Genomic DNA, 23,664 nt, shown 5'->3' on the forward strand with positions numbered 1-23,664 from the left:
CGAGTACATTCCTTTAAATAAGGGTAATGTATTTTGTGGTCTCTTTTTATTATCTCAATAGCACTTATCAACAGAGGAGGAACAAGAGGATGGGTTTAAATAGTTTAAATAGACATGAATATAAAAATAAATTACAAAACACACATTTCGATGTGCTTGTCATTGGTGGAGGAATTACCGGAGCAGGGATTGCTTTAGATGCAGCTACAAGAGGGATGAAGGTGGGCCTAGTTGAAATGCAGGATTTTGCAGCCGGTACATCAAGCCGTTCAACCAAGCTGGTTCACGGTGGATTGCGCTATCTAAAGCAATTGCAAGTAGGAGTAGTTGCAGAGGTTGGGAAAGAAAGGGCTATTGTTTACGAAAATGGTCCTCATGTTACAACACCTGAATGGATGTTATTACCCTTCCATGAAGGCGGTACATTTGGTAAATTTACTACTTCCATTGGCTTACAGATGTATGATTTTCTTGCTGGAGTGAAAAAGGAAGAACGCCGCACTATGCTTACAGTAGATGAAACAATTGAAAAAGCTCCATTGGTTAGAAAAGATGGCTTAAAGGGTGGGGGCTACTATGTTGAATACAGAACCGATGATGCCCGCCTGACGATGGAAGTCATGAAAGAAGCGTTTGAACAAGGAGCAAGCTTACTGAATTATGCCAAGGTCGAGGATTTAATCTATGAAAATGGAAAAATAGTAGGTGTAAATGTTAAGGATATATTGGATGAGGATTCCTTCCAAATTAAAGCTAGGAAGATTATAAATGCAACGGGTCCATGGGTAGACTTTATACGTGAAAAAGACAATTCTAAAAAAGGTAAAGTGCTTCAGCTTACTAAAGGTGCACACATAGTGATTGACCAATCCCGTTTCCCTTTGAAACAAGCGGTTTATTTTGATACCCCTGATGGAAGAATGGTATTCGCGATTCCGCGTGAAGGGAAAGCCTATGTTGGGACAACAGATACATTCTATGGTCAAGATCCAATCAATCCAAAAATGACTGATCAAGACAGAGATTATATATTGGATGCTATTAACTATATGTTCCCTTCAGTAAACGTTACTAAAGAGGATGTGGAATCCAGTTGGGCTGGAGTGCGCCCATTAATCAGCCAGGAGGGGAAAGGTGCTTCTGAGATATCCAGGAAAGATGAAACATGGGTATCTGATTCTGGGTTAATTACGATTGCAGGCGGAAAATTGACAGGATATCGTAAAATGGCTGAAACCGTTTTGGATTTAGTAGCTAAACAATTCAGAGATGAAGGATATAAACATTTCGGTAGCTGCTATACTGAAAAAATGCCGATATCCGGCGGCCGTGTTGGAGGCTCAACGAAATTTAGTTCATATATAAGCAAAACTAAAGAAAAAGCAATCGGAACCGGGTTATCAGATACAGAAGCAAGAGAGATTATTTCAACATATGGATCCAATGCTCCGCTTCTGTTTGAAATAGCCCGAAAAAACAAAGAAAAAGCGAGCGAAATAGGGCTGCCATTACCAGTATTGGCTAAATTGGGCTATGCAATTGAATATGAATTGGCTTATACGCCGCTTGATTTCTTTAATCGCAGAACTGGCATGGTCCTATTTGATATTAAGCATGTTCATGAATACAAAGATCAAGTGATTTCGTATATGAAAAAAGTACTGCATTGGACTGAACAGCAAACAGAAATGTATACTAAAGAGCTTGAAACTGAATTGCATGATGCTGCGTATCCACAATCCGAGCTGGTTACGAATTAATATAAATACGGATAAATGACCCCACTTCCTTGAAATATAGGTTGTGGGTTTTTTTTTAAGATTCAATATCTTTAAAAAGGGGAATAGAAATGAAACAGAAACTATTAGTTTATTTAACACGGGATGGGGGCAGTCAAGATGAATGAAATTCAAGGAAATAAGAAAAATGAATGGATGATTTATACCGGATCTTATGCAGAAGAAACAAGTACGGGTATTCATCTATTCAAATTGAACGTGAAAGAAAAAAAACTTGACTTAGTTGAGAAATATACGGGTATTGAAAATCCTTCCTTTCTTGTTATAAATAAAGCTCAGACCCATTTATACGCGGTAAGTGAAGTTGAGTATGGGATGGTTGTCTCTTATGCAATCAATCGGCAATCCGAACAGATTAGAGAGTTAAATCGCAAATCTACGAATGGGATGGCACCTTGCTATGTCAGTCTTAGTGAAAATGAATCTTGTTTATACATTAGTAATTATGGTGGCACGGTAACTAGGATAGAACTACAAGAGGACGGAACACTTGGAGAACATACGACAACAAATGAACATGTTGGATCAGGGGTTTGGGCAGACAGACAGGATGCACCGCATGCTCACTCAATCGTACCGGTACCGAATTCCTCCGTTGTAGTTGCAGCAGATTTAGGTACTGATAAAATTTATGTATACGATGATAAGGATTTTGCCAATTTGGCTAAAATGTCTACTATTCCTGGATCGGGTCCAAGACATTTTGCCTTTCACCCTACATTGCCAATCATGTATGTCATCCAGGAATTAAGCAATACAATCGCAGTATTTGAATTAAATGACCAACATATACCGGATTCTCTTCTAGGGGTGGTTACTACATTGCCGGATGATTACAAAGAGGAAAATACAGCAGCCGATTTGCATATTTCAGAGGATGGCCAATTCTTATATGCCTCAAATAGAGGGCATGACAGTATTGCAACGTACAAAGTGGCAGAATCAGGTATACCGGAAATTATCGCATTTACACATACGGAAGGAAAGGGACCGAGAAATTTCGAGTTAATAGACGAAGAAAAAGTACTTATTGCAGCAAATGAGCAAAGTGATTCATTAGTTTTATTTGAAATTAATAAAGAGGGTATTCCAACCTATACAGGGAATACGATTTCTCTTTCGAAACCCGTTTGTGTTCAAGCGATAGTAAGAAATCAAGAATGATACAAAAAAGCTGGTTTGGATTTTTCCAAACCAGCTGTTATTTAATTAGATTGTTCTTTTAAAGATTGTGTATAAGCCGTAAAGATACCTAAAACAATAATAGCCATTCCACCGTTTAATAGGGAGTATTGCAAGTCCCAATGGCCAGTATATAAATTTTTAATAGACAACACGCTGATCAACATAAGCATCAATGTAATTAAAATATTGTATGCTTTCATTCGTGAAACAACACCCCTTGATTCGTAATTGATCTTTTTCATATATTTTATTTTACTATGGTTTAGGTATAAAATTAAGTATAATTTTGTCTTTTTTTGTTATATTTTTCCGGAGATGTTTTGGACGCTAATCTATTGAGTCCATCAGATTTTTTATCGTTTCTTTTTGCAAGGGTCCGATTATTCGCTTTTGTATGATACCGTTGGAGTCAATGAAATAACTGGTTGGGATTGTTATAATTTTATATAATCCTGCAATAGTTCCTGTTTGGTCCAGTAATACAGGATACCTGATCTTATACATATCTTGAAATGCTTGTATGGTTTGCTTGTTTTTTTCTGAATAGGTCATATTCACGCTTAATACAGTAATCTTCTCCATACTATGTTCACTATAAAATTCATTGAGGTCTGGTATCTCTTTTTTGCAGGGAGGGCACCAGCTTGCCCAAAAGTTTAATAAAACTTTTTGACCGCGATAATCAGATAATTTTATGCTTTTTCCGTCCTGAGTTTTTAATTCGAAATCAGGTGCAGATTGACCTTCTTTAATTCCTGTTTGAGTCAAAACAGGTCTAGTTTCCTCTGTAATAGACTCTTTTTGTGTCTGCGTGTAAATAAATAGAAATATGAATAAAAAGAATGGAGCAAGAATGGCAATTGTTTTATTCTTCAATTTGGATGAGGCCTCCTGATGTCGTTTTTATTTAGTAGAAAGTATTTGCCAGTCGTGAAAAAATTAATCAATGGGCATCAAATTGTGTTAAGTTGTTTATAAAAATATGAATAAAGGTAAGAATCTAGTATTGAGCTTTTAGGGAAGTGAGGGAAGATAGATGTTTTATATAGGAGTTGATATAGGAACCACGAGTACAAAGGCTGTATTATTTTCGGGAGACGCATCTGTGCTCAGCACCTATCATGTAGAGTACCCATTATATAGCCCGACTCCACTTACAGCAGAGCAGAATCCTGATGAGATCTTTCATGCTGTACTTAATGCAATAAGAGGAGTAATGGTCCAAAGCCAAATAAATCCTGATGAACTGTCGTTAGTATCCTTTAGCTCGGCTATGCACAGCGTAATTGCGGTTGAGGAAAATGGAAATCCATTAACTCAATGCATTACATGGGCTGACAGCCGTTCAAAGAAGTGGTCCGACTATATTAAAAATGAGAGGAATGGACAAGAAATTTATCGGAGAACTGGAACGCCAATCCATCCAATGTCTCCTCTTACAAAAATCACCTGGTTGATGAATGATTATCCCGAATTAGCGGGTAGGACATATAAATTCATTTCCATTAAAGAATATGTTTTTTATAAATTATTTGGGCAATATGTGATTGATTATTCGGTTGCTTCAGCAACAGGAATGTTTCATCTTAAAAATTTAGAATGGGATTCTGAGGCATTGGCAATCGCGGGTATTACAGAGACCCATTTGTCTAAACCAGTACCAACTACATATTATTTATCTGGCATGGACTCCGCCTATGCTGCGGATATGGGGCTGTTGCCGGATACTCCATTTGTAATAGGAGCCAGTGATGGCGTTCTCTCCAATCTGGGTGTCAATGCGATTGATCCAGGGATTGTAGCAGTCACGATTGGAACGAGCGGAGCCATTCGTACGGTAACAGATAGGCCGATTACGGATGAAAAGGGCCGAATTTTTTGTTATGCATTGACGGATAAGCATTGGGTGATTGGCGGACCAGTTAATAATGGAGGTATGACTTTTAGATGGCTAAGAGATGAGCTGGCTTCAGCGGAAGTAGAAACAGCTAAACGCCTCGGAATTGACTCATATGAAGTACTCACCAAGATAGCATCAAAAGTAGCGCCGGGGGCAGATGGACTACTATTCCACCCATATTTAGCTGGAGAGAGAGCGCCCATTTGGAACCCTGATGCCAGAGGATCGTTCTTTGGCTTGGGACTTCATCATAAAAAGGAACATATGGTCAGAGCGGTGCTTGAAGGAGTCATTTTTAATCTCTATACAGTCTTATTAGCTTTGCAGGAATTGATAGGTGTGCCAAGTAAAATCAGGGCAACGGGGGGATTTGCGCGCTCAGAGTTATGGAGGCAAATGCTTGCGGATATTTTTAATCAGGAAGTAGATGTGCCAGAAAGCTTTGAAAGCTCTTGTTTAGGAGCAGTTGTACTCGGCAGATATGCACTCGGTGAAATTGAAGACCTATCCGTTGTATCAAATTATGTGGGAACTACACATGTCCATACGCCGGTTAAAGCAAATGTAGAAAGATACGAGGAATTACTGCCAATTTACATCAATATATACAGAAAATTGGAGACTGAATATAGCAGTATAGCAGCTTTCCAAAACAAATGGATTAATCATAAATAAGTTGATTTGAAAATAACATTGTCGAATAATATTGACAGCATTCGCGTTTTCACTGTATCCTTTATACAGGAATAATTTAATTTAATACAAATCCTCATCGGACTAAAAGATGAGGTAGAGGTCGCAGATTTTATTAGTAAACTAAAAAGAGAGCCGGAAAGCTTGCTGACTTTAGTTGAAAGGAAAATCTGCCGAAGCGCTCTTTTTTTCCGAAGAGAGCAGCTGGGACTGTATCCGAATAGGTGCAGGACTGTCATGGTCTATATACATCGCGATATGTATATAGACCATGGAGAACTATCCATTTATTGTCTGGTGTGGCTAATCATAAAATGTTGCACACCTTAACAATAAGGTGTGTTTTTTATTTAGTTTATTTACACAGAAATGGATAATTCAAAAATAGAGAGTAACATGACAGCTTTGGAAGGGGAATTATCGTGCACAATAAGAAGCAACTGGGTTTTTGGATTTTAACGGCATTTGTAGTCGGCAATATGGTTGGGTCTGGTATTTTTATGTTGCCGCGTACGCTGGCAGAAGTAGCTAGTCCTGCCGGAGTAATTATGGCATGGGGATTAACAGGATTGGGTGTACTAACTATTGCGCTGGTTTTTGGGAATCTGGCTGTTCGTAAGCCACATTTAACAGGTGGCCCTCAGATTTATGCTAAGGAATTGTTCAAGGAAAATTCTTTAGCCTCAAGATTATCCGGGTTTATGTCTACATGGGGATACTGGATTGGTAATTTTGCAGGTAATATTGCCATCATCACTACGTTTGCAGGGTATTTATCTACCTTCTTCCCAAGTTTGACTAGTACGGCTGAATTGTTCAGTATAGGGAATTTTAGTCTAAAAGTTGGCAATGCTTTAACATTCCTTGTCTGCACAATCATGCTCTGGGGCGTTCATTTCTTTATTATGCGAGGCATAGAGAATGCTGGTAAATTAAACTTTGTGGCGACTGCGGCAAAAGTACTTGGATTTGGATTATTCATTGTAATTGGGCTATTTGCCTTTGAACAATCTAATATTGTACCGTTTGCGGAAACTCGTATAATTGATGGTGAGAGTCGGGGATTACTCAGCCAGGTAAATTTTGCTGCCGTCTCAACCTTATGGGCTTTTGTAGGGGTTGAATCTGCTGTTGTATTCGCATCAAGGGCGAAGAGAAAGGCAGATGTAAAGAGAGCGACCATTTTAGGGCTATTGATTGCCCTGGCTATCTATATGGGAATCAGTACACTTGTTATGGGATTATTAACACAGGATGCACTTATCCATTCAGAAAAACCATTAATCGATGCAATTGAAACGGTGCTGGGACCTGTTGGTGGGAAAGCATTGGCGGTCATTGGATTGATCAGTTTATTTGGTTCAACAATTGGCTGGATCTTGTTAAGCGCTGAAATCCCGTATCAGGCAGCAAAACAAGGTTTATTTATCCCTAAGTTTTTACAGGTCAATAAGCGTGGGATTCCTAATTTCTCTATGATTGTTTCAAATGGTTTAGGTCAATTATTTATTTTCTCAACTATTTCAAATTCAATTGCTCATGCATTTGACTTTATTATTTATATCGCGACACTTTCTTATTTAGTGCCATATTTAATTTCCTCCTCATTCCAACTGAAATTAGTTTGGACTGGCGAGACATATAAATCTGATGAAATGCGTTCACGAATTATTGATGGTACCATAGCCATATTGGCGACGGCATATTCCATTTGGGTGATCATCAAAGGAACGGCTGATTTAAAAACATTTATTTTCGGTGTTATCCTTCTGGCAAGCGGAATCCTATTCTATCGTTTACTGCCTAAAAATATGGAGGAAGTTAAACAACACGAGAACTATTATTTGAAAAAATCTTTTTAACTGTAATAAGAAGCAAACCCATTGTTAAAAGTGGGTTTGCTTTTTTTGGGTATTATTTAAAAGTAAAACGGTGTTATGAAAACTGTTATCGGGAGCAATGATAGAGTGTAATCATGTGAGTTTGATAAATTGACATACCCAATAGGGTATATTACGATTAGACTAATCGATGAACTAATGGAGGTCTATTAAAATGAAGATTTTAATTGTTGGCGGTGTGGCAGGCGGAGCATCTGCTGCGGCAAGACTGCGCCGTCTAAGCGAAAAAGATGAAATCATCATGTTTGAAAAAGGTGAATATATTTCATTTGCGAATTGTGGTCTTCCATATTATATAGGAGAAGTTATCCAAAACCGTAATAAACTGCTTGTTCAAACAGTTGAAGGAATGGGGCAACGCTATAATTTAGATATACGTAATTGGACAGAAATTATCAAAATCAATCGGGAGCAGAAGACTGTCATAGCCAGAAAAGCAATGACAGGCGAGGAATATGAGGAATCCTACGATGTGCTAATCCTATCTCCGGGTTCAAAACCGGTTAGGCCAGCCATTCCGGGAATCGATGAGGCTAAATCTGTTTATACGCTTCGGAATGTTCCTGATACGGACCGTATCAAAGAAAAGGTAGATCAGGATAAACCTGAGAAGGCTGTTATCATTGGCGGCGGGTTTATTGGGATTGAAATGGCTGAAAATTTACGGGAGCGCGGCATAGATGTAACAGTTATTGAGATGGGAAATCAGGTGATGGCGCCAATTGATTTGGAGATGGCTCAAATGGTCCACACACATTTGCGGGACAATGGAGTTCATTTAATACTTGAGGATGGTGTATCATCTTTTGAAAAGAATGGTCGTATCATTCGCTTGAAAAGCGGCAAAGAAGTAGAAACGGATATGATACTTTTAGCGATTGGTGTTCAACCTGAAAGTACCATTGCGAAAGATGCCGGCCTCGAGCTTGGGGTTCGGAATGCGATAAAAGTCAATGAGCATCTGCAAACATCAGACCCATCTATTTATGCGGTCGGTGATGTCATTGAAGTAAAGGATTATATTAACGGAACGGATACTTATGTGCCGCTCGCTTGGCCTGCCAATCGTCAAGGGCGTTTAGTAGCGGATCATATTCACGGGAAAGAAAGTGTTTATAACGGTACATTGGGCACTTCCATAGCTAAGGTGTTTGAATTGACCGTTGCTTCAACAGGAAGCAATGAAAAGATGCTGAAGCGTTTAGGTATACCATATGAGGTTGTTCATGTTGCACCAAGCAGCCATGCTGGCTATTATCCAGGTGCTTCCCAATTGCATTTGAAACTGATCTTCGATAAGGAAACGGGGAAAATATACGGAGCGCAGGCAGTTGGAAAGGATGGGGTAGATAAACGTATTGATGTTATCGCGACAGCTATCAAAGGTGGCTTAACTGTATTGGATCTTCCGGATATCGAGATTGCCTATGCTCCTCCATATTCCTCAGCTAAAGATCCTGTAAATATGGCTGGTTACGCAGCAACCAATATTATTGAGGGAATGGTCAGCACAGTGCAATGGCATGAAATTGATGAGATTGTGGAAAACGGAGGTTATTTAATTGATGTCCGCTCACCTGCTGAGGTTGCTAAAGGAGCAATTGCCGGCTCGGTCAATATTCCTGTTGATGAACTGAGAGAGCGATTATCAGAGATACCGACTGATAAAGATTTATATCTTACATGCCAGGTAGGTATGAGGGGTTACTTAGCTACCAGAATACTTGAAGGAAACGGCATTAAAGTTAAGAACCTTGATGGCGGATATAATTTGTATTCTAAGGCATTTCCTAAAGAAAAATAATAGTAAATGAGAGTTGGAGCTCCCTTTATGCGATAGTTTAGATTATCGCATAAAGGGGCTTTTTTGAATTGCTGAGACGGTTTGTGTCATGCTTGATTTAGAGCTTGGCTGGATTCAAGGGGCGATCGGCCGGATTCAAGCTCAGATTGGCTGGATTCGAAGAGGAATCGGCTGTATTAAAGCAGTGAATCAGCCGGAATCTAGCCCGATTCGGCTCGAATCGAAGTCGATACAGACAGTAACCAGCTAGAAATTCAATCAGAATCAATTCATTATAGAGGAATCTGCAAGATACGCCTATAATCGAGTAAAAACAATTAGGGGAGTATAAAAATGCCCGGCTGGATATAACCCAAGCCGGGCGATACTTCTTTATCATTAACTTGCCAATTCAGATTCCTTTGGTTCTTTTACTTTTGACATGGCAAGAAAGCTAATTAAGAGCAGTGAAAATCCAGTGATGAGAGGTATATAAAAAGCTGGTATGTAGTCAAGCAAGACACCGAAAAGAATCATCCCAAGCGGTGAGATTGCAGATGCAATCGTTTCAACTAATCCGAAAATACGACCAAGATAGTGGCTCGGGGTTGTACGCTGTATTAATACATGAATAGGAATATTTACAACCATGACGATGGAACCTATCATTCCAAGGACGATGATGTAGTAACTGACATTGGCAATCACAGAAGTCATTTGGAGCATAGGAGGCAAGCCAATCATAATGACAAGTATTGCTAAACCAATTAAGCCCAATCTAATTTTCTTTAATTTATCTTTCATTTCAGGACGTTGTGAAATGATCAATGATGTGATAAGTGCTCCAACAGATACCATCGAAGCAGCAATTCCGTATGATTGAGAAGAAAAATTCAGTGATGTGTTCAGGATGTAGGGGATTGCAACATTTATACCCGCAAAGAAGAAGTTAATCCAAAGTGATACTTTGAGCAGGGAGAATAAAAAATCGTTTTCTTTTAAATAGGAGAAGCCTTCAGCCAAACTCTTCATGAATTGCGTCTTTTCCTGTTGTGCCGCTTTCTCAGTGTACAGGTTGAAAATAATAAATAATTCAATTATACCGGCAAGTATAAAGGTGATTCCAGTTAGCAGAATGATTTCCTCAATTGCTAAGAACCCGTATAAAATACCAGCTATGATTGGACCGAGTATACCGGCAAGCGATGATGCGGATTGATTTAAAGAGCCAGCCTTTTGTATAGATTTATCCCCAGCCATTGAGGGAATGGTTGAAGATGCAGTCACAGAAAAGAAAGTAGAAAAAATCCCTAGCAGTACTTCTGATGTATATAACAATGCAAGTGAGAGCCCCGAAAAGTGAGAATAGGCAATCATAAAAAACATGAGTATTCCGCTAAGAATTTCCGTCAATATAATGATTGTTTTGCGGTTAAAGCGATCTGCAAGGGTTCCGGCAATTGGTCCAAAAATAATTCTGGGAACAGAGGCAAACACAAGAGCAAGTGCAAAACTTGTACCCGAACCGGTAATTTTTAAAATGTATAATCCGATGGCGAATGAATAGATGCTTGCACCAAATAATGAAATAAATTTTCCAATAAAAAACAATAAAATATTCCTTGCGCTTAATCTCTCTTGTTCTGCTTCGGTATAACGTACACTCATGGGCTTTTCTCCTTTAGTTTAAAAGTTTAATGTCATTAAACTTATTATATAAATACTAATTTTTGGAAGTCAACAAAAAGTTTAAAATAATTAAACTTTAATTTGTGGATCAGAATTATTTACCGTATACTTTCCATAAGGAGGGGATAACCATGCTGGGCAATAAAATTAAAACGTTACGGAAAGCTTTAGGGATGACCCAATCCGAGTTGGCTGGAAATCGATTGACAAAAGGAATGCTGAGCCAAATTGAAAACAGTAAAGCAACCCCATCGATGAGCACACTTGAATATCTTGCTCAACAGCTTGGTTGTGAACCTAGTGATCTTCTGAATGAGAAAGAGGATTATCTACCTTTATTAAATGAGATAAAGAATGATAAAAAACAAGAGAATTATTCAGCTATTTACGATAAATTATCCCATGTGGTTTCTGAAAATATGCCTCAGGGAGTAATGGAGGCGAAGTTATACAGCCTTTATGCGGAAGCAGGCCTTTATTTAGATAAACCAAACATGAAGAAATATATCGAATTGGCAGCCTCCTATTTTAAGATGAATTCTTTATTCTTAGACAGTGCTGAAACATTATGGATTTATCATCAGTATCGTTTGTCTCATGGAAATTGGGATGAATCTTTATCCATTTTGAATGAAATTAGAAAATTCTACTCTGGTAATGGACTTGAAGAAAATACGGTATTTCAATTAAAGCTTTTATTGGATGAAGGAATCGTCTTATTAGCGTTGGAAGAATATAAAGAATCCCATACAAGAATGCAGGAAGCCATCGCATTGTCCAAAGAGACGAATGTCTATTATCGTATGGATGATATATACAGGATTGCTTCCAATTATCCGCTTGTGATGAAGGATGATAAGGAGTTTCTTAGATTAATCAGTAAATCTCGTCAATATGCGATTTTTTCGGAAAATAAGATTGCATTGATGATGTTTCCACTTTTATATGCGGTTTATCATAATGAAATAACAAAAGACTACAAAAAAGCTATTCACTACCTAGAAGAATTTGCGATAAATCCGGAAAAGATAGACGAACTTTATTATCTGGAATATGGGAAAGCACTATATGGTCTGGGAGAAATTGATCGAGCTTTGGAAAATCTGCTTAAATGTCATCTATCCGGTGCGTTGGTGCATCCAATCGATGTAGGAATGGTACAGTCTGCAGGAATCTATATTGCTCTTTGTTTAAATCAACAGGGCCACAAGGATGAAGCCCTGGAGCAAATTAACAAAACATGTGATTTAATAAAGAATATGCCGAAATCTATTTATTATAAAAGGGCTGTTGAGGTTAAAGAAACATTGCTAAATGATAATGGAACTGTACATTGAAATTATGTGTGGCTGTTCATTCAGTTCCTTTATCCATTTGTTTCAAAGATTTAGGTTAACGTTTGTAAACGCTTCACCTAAATATACAATGTCGTTAGGACACAGTGGTGATAATAATGTTGACAGATGGTAGTGGGCTTTTATTTTATGTTCCAATCCATTCATATCTGGCATTCAAATGTCTATTAAGATTTTCGGTTAGTTTACTTACCCTATTCGGTCATTGCTTCGCAAGAACTCTTCCTATCCCTCTAATATCTCCCTGGTTACTTCCCCTGCACAAGAATAATCTTCTGCAATAATAGTTGCCTGTAAATTTAACCTATTAAACTTCTATGCTGAAACATATAAAATTCTCCATAAAATAGCTCCTAATACAATATGATGATGGGCTTGATACCTTTATGCTGGAAAATATAATTATTTTTCAAGTAAAATAATTATATAAATTATAATGAATATGATCATACCATCAACTGCTTAAAGTGGAGCAAACGATTGATAGAAAAAGGTGGGTTAATGATGAAAAGGTTACGCATCTTTTTAGTGTTTGTAGCGTTATGGATTATATATGAACCGAGTAGTTTCGCAGAATCAACTCTGCAGCAGCAAATTGACCAAACGCCCATTGGAGGAACATTGATTGTTAAAAGCGGTACCTATGAAGATCCGGTTTCCATTAATAAGCCAATGACCATTAAAGGAACAGAAAATACAGTGCTGAGTTATACAGGAGAGGGATCCTTTATAAACATTTCTGGTGAGGGTGTACAAATATCAAATATTGAAATAGAGGCAACACGCCTACCAATTGAGGAATCTGCAATTGTGCTGGCTGGAAATTATCATAAACTTAACAATCTCACAATCAAGTCAGCTGGGACTGGTATTAAACTGGATAAGGCGAATCATGTAAGTGTGCTAGAAAGTTCATTTACAGGGACATCTGAAGGCCATGCTATTAATCTGTGGGAGTCAAATTACAACACGTTCGGTAAAAATTCAATACGGAATGTTCAGGATGGATTTTATGTAGAATACAGCCACCATAATACATTTAAAAATAATAAAATTTGGGATGCCCATTATGGGGTGCATTTAATGTATTCCAATTCCTGTTTGATTGAAGAAAATGAATCATTCAATAACTTTACCGGCGCCATGATTATGGGTGCTGAAGATGCAATGGTACGTAAGAATACATTCACCGAAAATAATGAAAATGTGAATTCTCAGGGTTTGTTACTATATGACTCTAGGAATGTTACGGTTGAAACAAATGAGATTCACAATAACCGGATTGGCATATTTATTGAAAAGGCCAATGTGAATACCGTTAAGGATAACAGGCTGCAATCAAATTTTGTAGGTATTCAGTTTAAAGAATCAGAGAATAATCGAATCTATCAAAATGATTTTCTGGGTAATGTAAATGACGCTCAGGCTATTGAAAGTGAAGGGAATCAATTGGATGGGAACTACTGGGACGCATCAGCGAAAATAGATTCAGACGGAGATGGTATAAGTAATTTAATCTACCGAGCCGATCCTTATTTTCTGGCTTTGACAGAGGAAGTTCCTGAGTATCAACTCTTTTTTCAGGCACCGGGCATGACAATTCTGCAAAAAATGCTGAAAAGTACCGATGAAGAGCTATTAACGGACTCAGGTCCCTTAATGGACCCTATCCAATCAAACAATCAAAACAATCAAGCTGATCTGCCAGTATGGATAGTCAGCGGATTATTGTATATAGGCAGTTTATTTCTATTCATAAAAGGGAGGAAACAACGATGAAACAATCATTATGGAAAATTGCGTTAATCGGAATTGCAGTTATGCTTATGTCTGCTTGCGGTAATGAATCGACTGAGCCAGTGGAAATTAATTCGAAGACTGACACATGCGCAAACTGTAATATGTCGGTTGCGGATAATCAGCATGCAACAGAAATTATCTTAACTGATGGTAAAACATTTGTTTTTGATGATATCGGTTGCATGTTTAATTGGACAGATGAAAACGAGAATAAGGAAATTGAGAAGACCTTTGTACGTGATTATCATTCTAAAGAATGGATAGAAGTTGAAAAATCCTATTTCGTATATGGAGAAGAAATCAAGACGCCAATGTCATACAATGTAATTTCTTTTGAAGACCAATCAAGTGCTGAAGAATTTGCTGAAGAATCAGGGGGAAGTTTATTATCCTATGAAGATTTACAAAAACATGATTGGAAACAGCATAAAGAGATGAATCATAAGGAAACGGACAGTCATAGCCATAGTTAACAGGTGAAAAAAACAAGGCAGCCGGCATGGTTGCCTTTTATTTAGATGTCGTCACGGGAGGTAAGAAGAATGTGGAACATATGGAGCTCTGAATGGAGAATGACATCACGGGGCCGTTCGTATTATTCAATCGCCATTCTATGGATTGTTGTCATTTCTCTTTTATTGGCATTGGAGCGGACAAATGGAGCAATCTCAGGATATACAAATATTACGGGAACAGTCGTTAATATTATGTTATATATATTGCCATTATTTATGTTGATTTTTGGCTCTTTTTCAATAGCTAATGAAATGGAAAATGGCCAATGGAGATTATTATGTACGTATCCATTAGATATCGTCTCCTACTTCTTTGGTAAACTTGGAGGCCAGTTTACTGCCCAGGCAGTGTGTTTTTCACTGGCGTATTGGTTGAGTATGGTAATTGGGTTGCTGACTGGGATTGATATTTCGTTAACTTGGATGCTTGTGCTTTTTCTATTTAGTATGCTGTTAATCTTGTTTTTCCTGACACTTGGCCTTTTTATAGGATCATTTGTAAGCACGAAATGGCAGGCACTTACTCTATCTGTTGCAGTCTGGTTTCTTCTTATTATGATATGGCCGACTGCGTTAATTGCTATTTTAGGTGCTTTACCTTATTCAATGATAGGAGTGCTTATGAAAATTGCGATGATCATAAATCCAGCAGAATTCTTACGCTTTTTCTTGGTGATTAGATTGGACGGCGGTTCTATCTTCGGCCAAGCCTATGATGGATTGGTTCCGCTATTTAATGAAGGAATTGTATGGGGTGTACTATTCTTATATGCGTTTGTATTTATTGCTGCGTTAGGCTTTATTGCAATTTGGTATTTAAAAAGGAGAAGAGCACAATGACAGGGTTAGAAGTGACTGATATCTCAAAACACTATAAAACCAATACAGCGTTGCAGCCATTTTCGTTGGCAGTGAAGGAAGGGCAATGTGTTTCTTTATGCGGAGGGAATGGTGCTGGAAAAAGTACTATCCTGAATATTTTGGCCAGTATCTCTTCCCCCTCAGCCGGAACCGTTCTGTTGGATGGGGTCAATATGACTGCACAAAATAAAGAATATGTATCATTGATCGGTTATATGCCTGATGAATTTTATGCTCAGGGCGACATGAATGTGGGAGAGTTTATGTCTTTTTATGCAGCTATCCGAGAGATTTCCAATGAACGAGTGAGAGAGGTGATTGATCGTTTGGGATTAACCGACAAGCGGAAAGAGCTCGTAAAAAATCTTTCTAAAGGAATGAGACAAAGGTTGTTATTCGGCCAATCGATTTTAGCTGAACCAAGACTTTTAATTATGGACGAGCCGACCAATGGGCTCGATCCTTACTGGATTAATGAATTTATAGAAATGATTAAAAAGCTTAAAGAAGCAGGCACGATTACGATTTTCTCTACTCATATGATGGATGTTGCCGCAGAACTTGCCGACCGGGTGTTATTCATTGAAAAGGGGCAGCTGGCTCAATCACTTGAAAATGATTTTTCTGATATTGATGGTTTTACGAAAGAGCTATCAACCTTGTACAGACAACGAATATAAAAGGGTGGACTGCAGCCGTGCTCTGTAAGACGTACGGTTGAATTATATTTAAGAATAACAATAGGCATGAGTTCGAAAGATTCCGAAACTCATGCCTATTTTACGATCCATTATATATTCTTAGGTTCAGTCACTTCAGCATCTGGAACATCAAGCATATTTAATAAGAAGATAAAAATAGGAATACCTAAAATCAAGCCCCATATTCCAAGGAAATGTTCACCGAACACCAATACCAGGAATGTGAAAAACGTAGGTAAATGAGTTTTGGCCGACATGAATTTAGGATTTAGTACATAACTTTCCAAAGCATGTATGGCTGCTATTAGAATAACTACATACAGTACATGCATTCCTCCACCTATACTATAGGCAATTGTACAAAGAGGAATTAAGGAAATAATAACGCCCGCAACAGGAATAAGTCCCAGTAGGAAAATCATAAATGCGAGTCCCAATAGCTGTGGAAACCCTAAGAAATAAAGAATAATAATCGATAATATAGCATTAACAAATGCAATTAAAAATTGAACTTCGATAACCTTACCAAATGAATTTACAAATATATTACCTAAATACTCTAATTCAGTGAATAAAACTCCCAGTTTGCTTTTCTTGAATGAACCGGTAAATCGTTTGATTTTTTCCTTTTCCAAAAGAAAGAATAAACTTAGCAGCAAAGCTAAAAATAACTGCAGGCTTAATTTACCGATATTTGCAGCATAACTGTACAGCGCCATTGCATTTTCCTCAATTTCAGAAGGTGATACAAACTTCTGCATTGCACTGATCACAACATCAATTGCTGTGTTATCAGGCGGGTGCTTGTAAAAATCTATAATTACTTTTACAAGGTCGGTTATTTGCATGGTAATGACAGGTATGTATTTATAAATAATCATAACCAAAGAGGAAATTATGATTGTGTAGAGCAGGATAATTATTATTTGTGGCTTGACTCGTATTGGACTGATTTTGGATATGGACGATGAAATGATTCTCTCCAAACCGCCCATTAAGAAAATAAAAATAAAAGTGAATAGAACTAAATTCATCATACCTCTAAGGGCATAGAAAATCCCTATCAAAAATAAGATGGTAAGAAAACGGACGAACCCTCTGCTTTTTATAAATTGGTTGAGTGAAAACATAAACCTGTTGTTTCTCCTTTCGGCAGCACCGCATGCTTGATATGTTAATTATATCTGTTAGTAGTACGGTTTATAAGAGGGTTTGGAAATAATTTTTTAAAAATTGGTGGAATATAGGAAATGTTCTATGAATATATGTATAAACTGTTCAGGCATACGTTTCAATATTGTACTTATTGGATAAATAAGTAGATAAATAGAAATGTGCATGGGAGATGAAACGTATGGCGTTATCTGAAAAATCAAAGGGTAAAGTTGCAATCGTAACTGGTGGAGGTTCTGGGATTGGCGCAGCCACAGCTAAGAAGTTTGCGGACAATGGCATTCGTGTCTGTATTATGGACATAAATATTGATAATGCAGAGAAAATAAAGGAAGAAATCACAAATGCAGGAGGAGAAGCCTGTGTTTATGAGGTTGATATCCGTGATGAAGCTCAAATTCGTGAAGGAATTTCACAGGTCATGAATAAGTGGGAAAGGCTTGATATTCTGTTCAGTAACGCTGGTATAAACGGGACCTTGTCTTCTATTGAAGAATTTGAAATTTCGGACTGGAATGAAGTGATTGAAACGAACCTTAGAAGCACATTCTTGTTTGTTAAATATTGCATTCCTCATATGAAAGAGCAAGGTGGCAGCATCATAATCACAAGCTCAATCAATGGAAATAGACGGTTCGCTGGCTTTGGTATGGCAGCCTATAGTACTTCGAAGGCCGGTCAAATTGGATTTATGAAAATGGCGGCCTTAGAGTTGGCCAGATATAAAATCCGAGTTAATGCCATTTGTCCTGGTGCAATTGAAACAAATATAGATAGCAGCACAACTAAGTCTGAAAGTTTAAAGGAAATCGAAATACCTATCGAATATCCTGAAGGAATGCAGCCATTGGCAGATGGACCAGGATCAGCTGAACAGGTAGCAAATTTGGTTTACTTCCTTGCATCTGACGAGTCAAGTCATGTTTCCGGTACCGAAATATATGTCGATGGAACTGAATCATTACTGTAAGTGAGTTTTTTGTATCTTAGTTAACATCTAGTAAGTAAGATAGGGGCATTTGATAAAACATCCTGTAATTATAGTATTAATCATTTAATAGATAGCACTCAAAAGGTAGCCAAGGCAATGGCTATCTTTTTTGTATCTTTAGCAAGGATTTCTTTTAAACACCGTAATGGATCATATGTTTTGTCTCTTCAGATGCCTCCAAAATTTTTGAAGCCAAGTTACTTAGTTCGTTGGAGGTTTTATAATCCTCTAATGATACTACTGCCTCATAAAATAATGACAACGATTCCGGCGGAATTCATTCACTCGCTGACATATTCTTTGTTTTTATTCCCATACTATAAATATGAAATGTCGAATGCTGTTGCACTATTAGATGGAAGGTGAAAATATGGACCCTATAAAACCCTTTGAGCCGATTTCCGCTGAAGTTATACCAATAGGGGAGGAATGGATCTTCCAGGTTAAATGGGATGGTGTGCGGATGTTAGTTTACAAAATAGATGATGAAGTAGAGCTGGTTAATCGTAATTTAAATAATAGAACAAAGCAATATCCGGAGTTTACGGATTTAGGCAGCTATTGTTCTGCATCCTCTGTAATTTTGGATGGCGAAATTATCGCTATGCAAGATGGAAAGCCATCTTTTCATGAGGTAATGAAGCGGGACCGGATGAACCGATCAGAATTGATTCATCTTTCCATAAAGGAACGACCTGTCATCTATATGATTTTTGATATTCTTTACCTGGATGGAAAATGGGTTATTGATGACGAACTTGCAGAACGTCAAAGATTATTGTCATCTATAATTACGCCAACAGAGAATGTACAGGTTGTAGAAAGCTTTTCGAATGGAGAGGCATTATACGAGGCCATCAAGGAGCAGGGATTAGAGGGTATCGTTGCAAAGGATTTGCGTAAACCCTATAGCTTGAATGGGAAAGACGGTCGGTGGCAGAAGGTGAAATTTTATAAAGACCTCATTGCTATAGTTGGGGGATATGTGACAAAGGGGAGTGAACTGCAATCCTTAGTACTGGGATTGTATGACTCCTCGGGAGGACTCAAGTATATTGGTCGTGCAGGAAAAGGACGCTATAAGCTGGATGAGTGGAAGGTGATTAAAGAATTTATGGAAAAAGCCTTACAAACTGAAAATCCTTTCACCTCAAAATTGGGAAATACAAAGCAGTATCACTGGATACAACCCATTTATACAGTGAAGGTCTCTTATCTGGAATGGACAGAATCTATGACATTAAGGCAGCCTTTATTAGAATCATTTGTCGACCGTAATCCAAAGGAATGTTTATTGGAGCTTGAGATATGAGATATACAGGTCTATGTTTTTTAACTAAATATGATAGTGAAAATAAAGTCTGTACAGTGGCAGTTCTTCATGAAGAAAAAATCATTGAGGTTGCTGAAGTAAAAGAAGCATTTACTGATGAAGAGCGCGAGGCAATTTTAGGTATTTTACATCAAACTGGGAAAGCACAGCAAAACCAAATTTATAAGGTCCCTCCTGGTATTTGCATTCAAGTGGCATACAAGGCAGTAACAAATTATAAATTAAATTCTCCGGTCTATATAAGCCTGGCGGTGACTGAGAATTGGACAGCCTGTACATGGACGAAATTAGTACTGTCCCAATATGAACAGGTAGCCATTACGAATCCAGGGAAAATCATCTGGACAGAGCAATCAGTGACCAAAGAAATGTATTTGGAATACCTTCTTACTGTCGCAGACTTTATGCTGCCCTTTTTAAAGGACAGGCACTTAACAGTTAAAAGATATCCAGAAGGTGTCGATTCTCAGGGATTCTATCAAAAAGCAACACCTGACTATGCACCTGATTTTGTAAAAACGGATATGAACCATGATATTAACTATACCGTATGTAATAATATCGAAACTCTTTTATGGCTCGGGAATCAGGCAGCCATTGAATTTCATATTCCCTTTAATGATATTAAAAAACAAAATCCGGCAGAAATCGTGTTTGATCTTGATCCACCTGAACTAGGCGATTTACGCTTGGCTGTAAAAGCTGCACTGGAAATGAAACAAATACTCGATCAATTTCAGTTAACGGCTTTCGTGAAGTTATCAGGCAGAAAGGGGATTCAAATTCATCTTCCATTGAAGGGAGCTACAATCAGTTATGCGGAAACACGTATATTTACCGAATTCATTGCTCTCTATCTAATTAATCGTTTTCCGGACAATTTTACAATAGAACGGATGAAAAAAAATAGAGCAAATCGTCTCTATATAGACTATATTCAACATGACAAAGACAAGACGATTATCTGTCCGTATTCACCGAGGGAAACAGCCGTCCCCTCTGTTGCAGCGCCATTGTTTTGGGATGAAGTAAAGAGCGGGTTGCAGACAGAGCATTACTCAATGAAAACTGTTAAGGATAGATTAGTAAAGGGAATGAATCCGTTTGAAAATTACTTTACAGTTGATCAATCGAACCAAATGAAAAAAATCATAGACTTCATTAAAAAAGAACATAAACCATAACATCACCTTGAATAATCATTTTAAAATTAATTAGTTTGGATATAATATACAAAAAAAGGAAGGTGTATTTATGCATACAATTTGGAAGGGAACCATTAGTTTTGGTCTTGTCAGTATACCAATAAAGCTTCATGCGGCAACGGAGAATAAAGATATATCCCTGCGCACCTTACATAATAAATGCCATGCGCCTATCAAATATTCGAAAGTATGTTCAGTTTGCGGAGAAGAGGTGAGCCAAGAGGATATTGTTAAAGCCTATGAGTACGTGAAAGGAAAATATGTTGTGCTCGATGATGAAGAACTGGAAAAATTGAAGAAAGAGCAAGAGGACAAGGCAGTTGAAATTATCGATTTTGTCAAAATAGATGAAATCGATCCTATTTATTTTGATAAGAGTTATTATATGTCACCAAATGAGGGCGGTACAAAAGCTTATTCCCTGTTGAGGAAGGCGTTGGAGGAATCAGGAAAAGTTGGGCTGGCGAAAATTACGATCCGTGCAAAGGAGTCGCTCGCTGTGGTCAGAATCTTAGAAAATACTTTACTAATGGAGACCATTCATTTTCCTGATGAGGTAAGAAAAGCTGCAGATGTACCCAATATCCCCGCTGTTGAAGAAATTGTACAGAAGGAATTGGATACAGCTATTTTATTAATCGATCAGTTGACTACCACATTTGATCCATCTAAATATCATGATGAATACCGGACAGCTTTACTTGAATTGATTGAGCAGAAAAAACAATCCGATACGGTCACACCTACAGCTGGAAAGAAAACAGCATCAAATGTTGTTGATCTTATGGCAGCACTCCAGGCATCTATTGACCAAACAAAACCAGCAACAAAGCCAGCCAGAAAAAGAGCCCCACGCAGGAAAAAAGAGACTTCCTGATTTATTTTGAATAGATAAGCTTGTTTTAGAAGCCGTTTCTGTAAAGAAACAGGCTTTTTATTATTATCCAATAATTCAGAAAATATAAACTTTTGTTTTCCTTTTGAAAGACCAGGTTTATTTCTATGGGTGAAAAGATTCATTTTTAATAGCGAATTGTAGTTTTATTAGCAAAAAGTATGTCGAAATTACTAGAAAAATGGACTTTATTAAATATATTACAAGATCGAAATTCCGCGAAATATAAATGTAATGTTTGAATGGTAGAAAAAAATTGTCAGATTGATATAATAAGGCAGTACCAATCATTGGTTTGATTGGCAATTATATATATGAATTTTTAATAGTCGCTTATTTTAATAGTCACTTATATAGAGAGAAGCAAGATACAAACTAACATGTGAGACATTGAAAGGGGATCATTGCTTGAAGAAGTCATTTATTGCGTTTAACATTGCTTTAGCAGTTGGTGCAGGGTCATTATTATCAGGAGGATATGCTACGGCTGCATCCTTATCAGAATTAGAGAAAAAAGAGAATCAAATTAGAGGCGAAAAAGAGAAAGTAAATCAAGATATTAATCAAACAAACGAATCTATCGGTCATGTAGTAGATCAGCAAACTGATTTAACAGCACAACTTAAAAAGCTGGAATCAGAGATTACTGAAACGAATTCAAAAATTGACAAGATAAATACAAAAATTGATAACACAAAAAAGGATATTGAACAATTAAGAAAAGATATCGTAGTACTTGAAGAGAAGATTGAAGCAAGAACAGAATTATTAAAAGAACGTGCTAGATCCTATCAGGTTACAGGCGGTAAGATGAATTATCTGGAAGTTGTAGTGGGAGCGAGCAGCTTTGGCGACTTTGTTGAACGGGTGAATGCCGTATCTACAATAATGGAAGCTGATAATGATCTAATCGCTGAACAAGAAAAAGATAAAAAGGATTTAGAGAAGAAAAAGCAAGAAGTAGAAACTAAGCTTCAAAGTTTAGAATCTATGAAAAAAGAATTAACAGATTTGAAGGCAAAACAAGAAAATCAGAAGCAAGAAAAAAATAAACTAATGAAAAAGCTTAAACTTGAAGAGAAACACTTGGAAGAGCATAAATTAAGTATGGAAGAAGAATCTTCTATCTTAGCTGGCCAAGAAACAGCTTTAAGCAAAGCGATTGCGCAGGAAAAAGAACGTCAGGCTATAGTTGCCAGACAAAAAGCGGCTGAGGCGGCTGCAGAAAAAAAACGTCAGGCTGAACTTGCAGCACAAAGAGCAGAGGAAGCTAAAAAGAGTGAATCCTCTTCTAGTGCATCTACAGGAAGTTCATCTGTTAAAAAATCTAGTGCACCAAAAGTCAGTGAACCAACATACAGTGCACCAGCTTCAAGCAGCTCATCTGGCATGTTCATGAAACCATCTGCAGGGTATTATACTTCTGGATATGGTCCAAGATGGGGAAAATCACATGGCGGAGTTGATATTGCAACATCTGGTACTGTTCCAATCGTGGCAGCTGCAAGCGGTGTTGTATCTAGAGCTTACAAATCTTCCAGTTATGGTAATGTAGTATTTATCACTCACTATATTAATGGACAACAATACACAACTGTGTATGCGCATATGAGAGACAATAGTATGAGAGTAAGTACTGGACAAACTGTCAGCAAGGGTCAACAGATCGGTTTGATGGGGAATACTGGACGTTCAACAGGCCAGCATTTACACTTTGAGCTTCATAAAGGACCTTGGACACAAAGTAAAGCCAATGCTATAAATCCTACGAATTATATAAATTGATTTTAAAGGAGGCCAATGGCCTCTTTTTTTGTTGCTCTTGAAAAAAAGAATTTCCATTTTGTAGTATTATAAAAATGATGATAATTAACTAAAGATTGTG

General features: G+C 37.6%; 20 protein-coding genes and 1 riboswitch. Of the genes, 15 read left to right on the forward strand and 5 right to left on the reverse strand.

Annotation, left to right across the window (positions count from 1 at the left end; all coding sequences use genetic code 11):
• Nucleotides 1-89: 89 nt before the first annotated feature.
• The gene (locus FHY47_RS00605; RefSeq protein ID WP_066101068.1) at nt 90-1,760 is read left to right on the forward strand and encodes a glycerol-3-phosphate dehydrogenase/oxidase; all 1,671 of its coding nucleotides are present in this window, start codon (nt 90-92) and stop codon (nt 1,758-1,760) included.
• Nucleotides 1,761-1,898: 138 nt separating this feature from the next.
• Nucleotides 1,899-2,963, forward strand: a complete 1,065-nt coding sequence (locus FHY47_RS00610) for a lactonase family protein (protein WP_181161982.1) — start codon at nt 1,899-1,901, stop codon at nt 2,961-2,963.
• A 41-nt stretch (nt 2,964-3,004) separates the two neighbouring features.
• Here FHY47_RS00610 and FHY47_RS00615 read toward each other — a convergent pair whose 3' ends face one another.
• The gene (locus tag FHY47_RS00615) at nt 3,005-3,184 is read right to left on the reverse strand and encodes a hypothetical protein (protein WP_066101063.1); all 180 of its coding nucleotides are present in this window, start codon (nt 3,182-3,184) and stop codon (nt 3,005-3,007) included.
• Between the two features lie 127 nt (nt 3,185-3,311).
• The gene (locus FHY47_RS00620) at nt 3,312-3,860 is read right to left on the reverse strand and encodes a peroxiredoxin family protein (RefSeq protein ID WP_148629522.1); all 549 of its coding nucleotides are present in this window, start codon (nt 3,858-3,860) and stop codon (nt 3,312-3,314) included.
• A 160-nt stretch (nt 3,861-4,020) separates the two neighbouring features.
• On the opposite strand from FHY47_RS00620, the gene gntK reads away from it, so the two are divergent.
• The 3 genes from gntK to cdr all read left to right on the forward strand — a co-directional run bounded on the left by gntK (nt 4,021) and on the right by cdr (nt 9,282).
• Nucleotides 4,021-5,559, forward strand: coding sequence for a gluconokinase (gntK, locus tag FHY47_RS00625; protein WP_140461217.1), 1,539 nt, complete (start codon nt 4,021-4,023; stop codon nt 5,557-5,559).
• 107 nt (nt 5,560-5,666) lie between these two features.
• Nucleotides 5,667-5,867, forward strand: a riboswitch (Lysine riboswitch).
• 132 nt (nt 5,868-5,999) lie between these two features.
• On the forward strand, nt 6,000-7,439 hold the full coding sequence (locus FHY47_RS00630; protein ID WP_140461218.1) for an amino acid permease: 1,440 nt from the start codon (nt 6,000-6,002) through the stop codon (nt 7,437-7,439).
• A 193-nt stretch (nt 7,440-7,632) separates the two neighbouring features.
• Nucleotides 7,633-9,282, forward strand: a complete 1,650-nt coding sequence (cdr, locus tag FHY47_RS00635) for a CoA-disulfide reductase (protein ID WP_066101056.1) — start codon at nt 7,633-7,635, stop codon at nt 9,280-9,282.
• Nucleotides 9,283-9,379: 97 nt separating this feature from the next.
• Here the strand turns inward: cdr and FHY47_RS00640 are convergent, their stop codons facing one another.
• Nucleotides 9,380-9,661, reverse strand: coding sequence for a hypothetical protein (locus tag FHY47_RS00640; RefSeq protein WP_148629523.1), 282 nt, complete (start codon nt 9,659-9,661; stop codon nt 9,380-9,382).
• Nucleotides 9,661-10,929 carry an MFS transporter gene (locus tag FHY47_RS00645; protein WP_066101053.1) on the reverse strand — a complete coding sequence of 423 codons (1,269 nt, stop codon included), beginning with the start codon at nt 10,927-10,929 and terminating at the stop codon, nt 9,661-9,663. Before FHY47_RS00645 ends, FHY47_RS00640 begins: the two co-directional genes overlap by 1 nt.
• A 152-nt stretch (nt 10,930-11,081) precedes the next feature.
• Here FHY47_RS00645 and FHY47_RS00650 point away from each other — a divergent pair, with 152 nt between their 5' ends.
• The 5 genes from FHY47_RS00650 to FHY47_RS00670 all read left to right on the forward strand — a co-directional run bounded on the left by FHY47_RS00650 (nt 11,082) and on the right by FHY47_RS00670 (nt 16,161).
• Nucleotides 11,082-12,287 carry a helix-turn-helix domain-containing protein gene (locus tag FHY47_RS00650; RefSeq protein ID WP_066101050.1) on the forward strand — a complete coding sequence of 402 codons (1,206 nt, stop codon included), beginning with the start codon at nt 11,082-11,084 and terminating at the stop codon, nt 12,285-12,287.
• A 522-nt stretch (nt 12,288-12,809) separates the two neighbouring features.
• Nucleotides 12,810-14,084 carry a right-handed parallel beta-helix repeat-containing protein gene (locus FHY47_RS00655; RefSeq protein ID WP_066101047.1) on the forward strand — a complete coding sequence of 425 codons (1,275 nt, stop codon included), beginning with the start codon at nt 12,810-12,812 and terminating at the stop codon, nt 14,082-14,084.
• On the forward strand, nt 14,081-14,578 hold the full coding sequence (locus FHY47_RS00660) for a nitrous oxide reductase accessory protein NosL (protein WP_066101044.1): 498 nt from the start codon (nt 14,081-14,083) through the stop codon (nt 14,576-14,578). Before FHY47_RS00655 ends, FHY47_RS00660 begins: the two co-directional genes overlap by 4 nt.
• Before the next feature lie 69 nt (nt 14,579-14,647).
• On the forward strand, nt 14,648-15,460 hold the full coding sequence (locus FHY47_RS00665; RefSeq protein ID WP_066101040.1) for an ABC transporter permease: 813 nt from the start codon (nt 14,648-14,650) through the stop codon (nt 15,458-15,460).
• Nucleotides 15,457-16,161 (forward strand): ABC transporter ATP-binding protein, encoded by a 705-nt coding sequence (locus FHY47_RS00670; protein WP_066101037.1) that lies wholly within the window; start codon nt 15,457-15,459, stop codon nt 16,159-16,161. The genes FHY47_RS00665 and FHY47_RS00670 overlap by 4 nt, the downstream gene beginning before the upstream one ends.
• Before the next feature lie 110 nt (nt 16,162-16,271).
• On the opposite strand, the gene FHY47_RS00675 is transcribed toward FHY47_RS00670, so the two are convergent.
• Nucleotides 16,272-17,312, reverse strand: a complete 1,041-nt coding sequence (locus tag FHY47_RS00675; RefSeq protein WP_139891331.1) for an AI-2E family transporter — start codon at nt 17,310-17,312, stop codon at nt 16,272-16,274.
• Nucleotides 17,313-17,536: 224 nt separating this feature from the next.
• On the opposite strand from FHY47_RS00675, the gene FHY47_RS00680 reads away from it, so the two are divergent.
• The 5 genes from FHY47_RS00680 (at nt 17,537) to FHY47_RS19385 (ending at nt 23,564) form a co-directional block, all read left to right on the forward strand.
• Nucleotides 17,537-18,325 (forward strand): SDR family oxidoreductase, encoded by a 789-nt coding sequence (locus FHY47_RS00680; protein WP_139891330.1) that lies wholly within the window; start codon nt 17,537-17,539, stop codon nt 18,323-18,325.
• A gap of 391 nt (nt 18,326-18,716) precedes the next feature.
• A complete protein-coding gene (locus tag FHY47_RS00685; RefSeq protein WP_148629524.1) occupies nt 18,717-19,658 on the forward strand; it encodes an ATP-dependent DNA ligase in 942 nt (313 codons plus the stop codon).
• Nucleotides 19,655-20,863, forward strand: a complete 1,209-nt coding sequence (gene ligD / locus FHY47_RS00690; protein ID WP_148629525.1) for a non-homologous end-joining DNA ligase — start codon at nt 19,655-19,657, stop codon at nt 20,861-20,863. The genes FHY47_RS00685 and ligD overlap by 4 nt, the downstream gene beginning before the upstream one ends.
• Nucleotides 20,864-20,933: 70 nt before the next feature.
• Nucleotides 20,934-21,761: a non-homologous end joining protein Ku gene (gene ku / locus FHY47_RS00695; protein WP_066101014.1), complete on the forward strand. Its 828-nt coding sequence runs from the start codon at nt 20,934-20,936 to the stop codon at nt 21,759-21,761.
• A gap of 426 nt (nt 21,762-22,187) precedes the next feature.
• Nucleotides 22,188-23,564: a murein hydrolase activator EnvC family protein gene (locus tag FHY47_RS19385; RefSeq protein WP_139891328.1), complete on the forward strand. Its 1,377-nt coding sequence runs from the start codon at nt 22,188-22,190 to the stop codon at nt 23,562-23,564.
• Nucleotides 23,565-23,664: the final 100 nt, after the last annotated feature.

This window comes from Bacillus sp. E214 (genome assembly GCF_008087365.1).
In the GTDB taxonomy this organism is placed as follows: Bacteria; Bacillota; Bacilli; order Bacillales; family Pradoshiaceae; genus Pradoshia.